The following is a 3,640-nucleotide window of genomic DNA, read 5'->3' on the forward strand; positions in this document are numbered from 1 at the left end:
CATCCTCAATGCCATGGTGGCCCATGACACCTTATGGCAAGCCCCAGCTTGCTCTCTGCCGCCAGCCGCCACCCCCGTGGCAGCTACTACATAGCAGGGTGAGCTTGACGATCAAGATAATCGCTACTAACTGACGTATTTCTGCGCATCTACCCAATTTTTGTACTTTCGGCTACCAACTCGCTCCTTCTACCAGAAACTTTAAACTTTTGTCCTGGAATATGGGTAATTATCCTGAATAAGGCTTTTTACCTATGTTTTGGGAAGAGTATAGGTAAAAGACTAGATTTTGATTCTCCCCAAGGCATAACTATGACGAGCACTCCGGAAAGCCTAATTGCTGACGTTGTAGCTTTTGCGGCGACATGCAGAAGGAAAATCAATGAATTTGATGAAGCAGAGGTCTTGTGTGGCCTGATAGGCGCATCTGGAAGTGGTAAGTCATCGCTTATCAATGCCATAGCCGGAGAAAGAATATCTGCCGTCGGGGTTGTTGAAACTACTCTAGAAGCACAAGAATTCATCCATCAGGGCATAAAATTTGTTGATCTCCCTGGATGTGGAACAATTAAATTCCCACAAGAAGGCTATATAGAAAAGCTAAATCTATCTATCTATGATTGCTTTTTACTCATTACAGCAAATCGTTTTACGGAAACCGATGTATTTCTTTTTCAGGAACTTTCTAAAATAGGAAAGCTCTGTTTTGTTATCCGCAACAAATTTGATGCTGCCGTTGAGGATGGCATGTATGATAATGGTCATTCAGAAGAGCAAACAAGAAAGATAATCACAGCTGATATTTTAGGAAATCTCTCTCCATCACGTCCTGAAAAGATATATCTTGTATCTGCTCGCAAGCCTATAGAGTACGATCTAGGCAATCTCCTTCGCGATATAGCTGAAGCATTACAGGGATTGAAGCAACAAAGATTTGTAGCTGACATGGGTGCTTATAGCCAAGAGGCACTCAAAAAAAAAGGAAAACTTGCGAGAGATCGAATCCCTCTGTATGCAGTTTTGGCAGCAGCTAATGGGGTTAATCCGATTGTTGGAGTTGATATTGCAGTAGATATGAGTCTTTTGTTGAAATTTGGAAATGAAGTTGCTCATATTTATGGTCTTACTTCAAGCCAGTTTGACTATATCAAACGGCTTTTGGGAGCAGGAGCAATTCCGGTTTCGGTAGCCAAAATCTCTCAATTTTCTGCGAAGTATTTGGCAAAAGAAGGGCTAGTCTCGCTTCTCAAAAAAACTGCCACTCGTCAGGCAGCAAAGCAAACTACTAAATGGATTCCAATTATTGGACAACTTGTTGCTGCTGGAATAGGAGGATCAGCCACTTTTTGGATATGTGAACAAATTGTCAATGAAGCAGAACAGCTAGCTCATGAAATCTTAAGTGAAATTATAGAAAACTCAAAAACCGTTAATGGCAAATAGGGTTATAAAAACTAATTTTCATTGTCTTTTAGGACATCTCTCAAATAAAGCTCTATAAATTCTTCAGCCGCTTGGTAGTTGAGTGTTTTTAGTGCTTTAACAATGTCTAGAAGTGTTTCGGCAGTAGGATCTCGCATTTCGTGCACCCAGCGGTAGACGTTAGTACGTTCTATCCCTAGCGTCTTAGCAAGGCTGTATTGGCTAACCTCGTATTTCTCTAAAACGTGCTTGAGCACCTGACCTGCTTTACCCATGAGCCCTATGGTGTCAGAGGTTCATGGCTTCGTAAATGAATACCTAATAGTTGACGAATACCTAATGGATAACTGTTATGATGCGTATTCCTAATGGTTCACGCACTTAAAAGGTATTCCTATGCCGCAAGCGTTTATTCCTTCAGCGTTGTCTAACCCTGCATTGCAAGTCACCATCGAGCCTGCTGCCGAGCCGGGGCGAGAGACCATTCGTATATTGGTTATTGGCACTGCCCACGGGTGCGATCGCATCATTCACGAGCTTTACCGCCTGGGCTTTGCCGAAGTACGCGAGTGGAGCAAACCCCAGCCCACCGGGCGCATCAACGAAATCATGCGCGTGCTCACCCGCTATGTCTTGATAGCTTCGTAGGGTTACAACGTGGCTGGCTCACCACTCAGCCATTCAGGCCTCGGCTTTCTGCAAACGCCCGGTTGCGCTGAAGCTCTAGCTCTAGCTGCACCAGGTCGCTGAGCTGGGCGGTGAGCACTTCAACTCGTTTGTTAGCGGCTACTTTGCGGTGCAGGGCGGCGCGGGCCAGGTCTTCGCGGTTGTGGTCTAGCGCCTTTTGGGCTACGCGGTGCCAATCGCGGACATCTTTTTGGGCAGATTGCTGGTCGGCGAGGGTAGTGTTGTAGGCGGTGGCGATGTCGCCGAGGGCTTTTTGAAAGTTGGCGCGGGCCTGTTCGGGGGTGGTGACGTGGCGATCGCGATCGGCTAATCGCCTCAGTTCAGGCAGGTTGAGCTGTTCGGGGCGCAGGCCAAAGTTGATCAGCTGGCGGCTCTCGCTACGGTCTGTGGTGCACCAGGTGGCAAAGTGCTCGCAGTTGTTTTGCAGCAGGTCGTACTGGCGCTCGCCCAGGCGGCTGGTGGCCCGCTCGATCACTGTGTCTGGGGTGTAGATGACAGATTGCCGCACGGTGTAAACCGAGTTGCTCCACGAGAAGGCGGCATAGCTGGTGCGGGCCACTTCAGCCTCTTCCCTAGCTTTGCTGTAGTGGATAACGGTGTCGTCGCCGCAGTCGATGCCGTGGTGCTGGTACAGGCCCGGCACCCCCGCCAGGTCGCGCATGACGTAGATTTGATCGCCCTTGGCCATAGCTGCTGCCGTTTGGTTGGAATAACCGGAGCGCAATAGGTATCGCGAGCCGGTTTGAAGGTACTGCTCTCGTTATAACAGTCCTATTTGTGGGGGGGCAGTGTGGGCATACACACCGCTAAAACCTGAGTTCCCCCGTTGCTAAATCGAGGGTGATCTGCCCGTCAGCGGCGGGGATTAATACCTGCGAGCCGTCGTCGGCAATTTCGGGCTCACCGGTAAGCCAAAAGCCCTGGGCGGCCTGCTCAACGACCTCAGCCCGAGTCTGCCCCGTGACTTCCACAATATCGTCAAAGCTGTGCTGGGCCGCGATCGCTCCATTTGGCCCCAGCACCGTCATGGCATAGGGGCTGGCCACATTAATCCATTCATCGAGCAAGACCACCGTGCCCGCGTCGGTGACCAGGGCCAGCCGGGGGCCGTAGCTGTGGGGCAGGGTTTGTGACCAGACCTGCTGGCAGCGATCGCCCCTCATTTCAAACAGGCTAGCGGTGGTGCGCCGAGTGCCTGTCGCCTCTTGCCCTAGCGTCAACACCAGGTGGTAGGTACCGGCTGGCGACGCCTCGTGGCGCAGCAATGGCGGGTAAGGGATGGCATCTCGGCCCAGCATAGGCGGCGCTTGCGACAGCAATTCGAGATCAGACGGGGACAGATCGGGGGGCAGTGGGGCGATCGCCAGCTGCCCCGCCAAGATTCCACCCATCAAAGCCCCTAGCATTACGATCTCCGGGGCTGCCAACCCAGGTACCCCGCCAGCAGCGCCGCCGTGATCAAGCTCATGGCCGGGCCATTGGGAATGGGGCGCGGTGGTTCGGGGTCGACAAAGGCCGCTTCGGGCTGGAG

5 protein-coding genes are annotated in these 3,640 nt (G+C 51.4%); 2 read left to right on the forward strand and 3 right to left on the reverse strand.

Features of this window, described 5'->3' with window-relative positions; translation table 11 throughout:
* Positions 1-312 precede the first annotated feature (312 nt).
* Positions 313-1,443, forward strand: coding sequence for a GTPase (locus tag IQ273_RS31645; protein WP_194027056.1), 1,131 nt, complete (start codon positions 313-315; stop codon positions 1,441-1,443).
* Positions 1,444-1,454: 11 nt separating this feature from the next.
* Here the strand turns inward: IQ273_RS31645 and IQ273_RS31650 are convergent, their stop codons facing one another.
* Positions 1,455-1,697 (reverse strand): helix-turn-helix transcriptional regulator, encoded by a 243-nt coding sequence (locus IQ273_RS31650; RefSeq protein WP_194027057.1) that lies wholly within the window; start codon positions 1,695-1,697, stop codon positions 1,455-1,457.
* Between the two features lie 121 nt (positions 1,698-1,818).
* Between IQ273_RS31650 and IQ273_RS31655 the strand changes: the two genes are divergently transcribed.
* A complete protein-coding gene (locus tag IQ273_RS31655; RefSeq protein WP_194027058.1) occupies positions 1,819-2,070 on the forward strand; it encodes a hypothetical protein in 252 nt (83 codons plus the stop codon).
* A gap of 25 nt (positions 2,071-2,095) precedes the next feature.
* On the opposite strand, the gene IQ273_RS31660 is transcribed toward IQ273_RS31655, so the two are convergent.
* Complete coding sequence (locus tag IQ273_RS31660) at positions 2,096-2,797, reverse strand: lecithin retinol acyltransferase family protein (RefSeq protein ID WP_194027059.1); 702 nt, start codon at positions 2,795-2,797, stop codon at positions 2,096-2,098.
* Positions 2,798-2,915: 118 nt separating this feature from the next.
* Positions 2,916-3,515, reverse strand: a complete 600-nt coding sequence (locus IQ273_RS31665; protein ID WP_194027060.1) for a hypothetical protein — start codon at positions 3,513-3,515, stop codon at positions 2,916-2,918.
* Positions 3,516-3,640: the final 125 nt, after the last annotated feature.

The organism is Nodosilinea sp. LEGE 07298 (assembly GCF_015207265.1).
In the GTDB taxonomy this organism is placed as follows: Bacteria; Cyanobacteriota; Cyanobacteriia; order Phormidesmidales; family Phormidesmidaceae; genus Nodosilinea.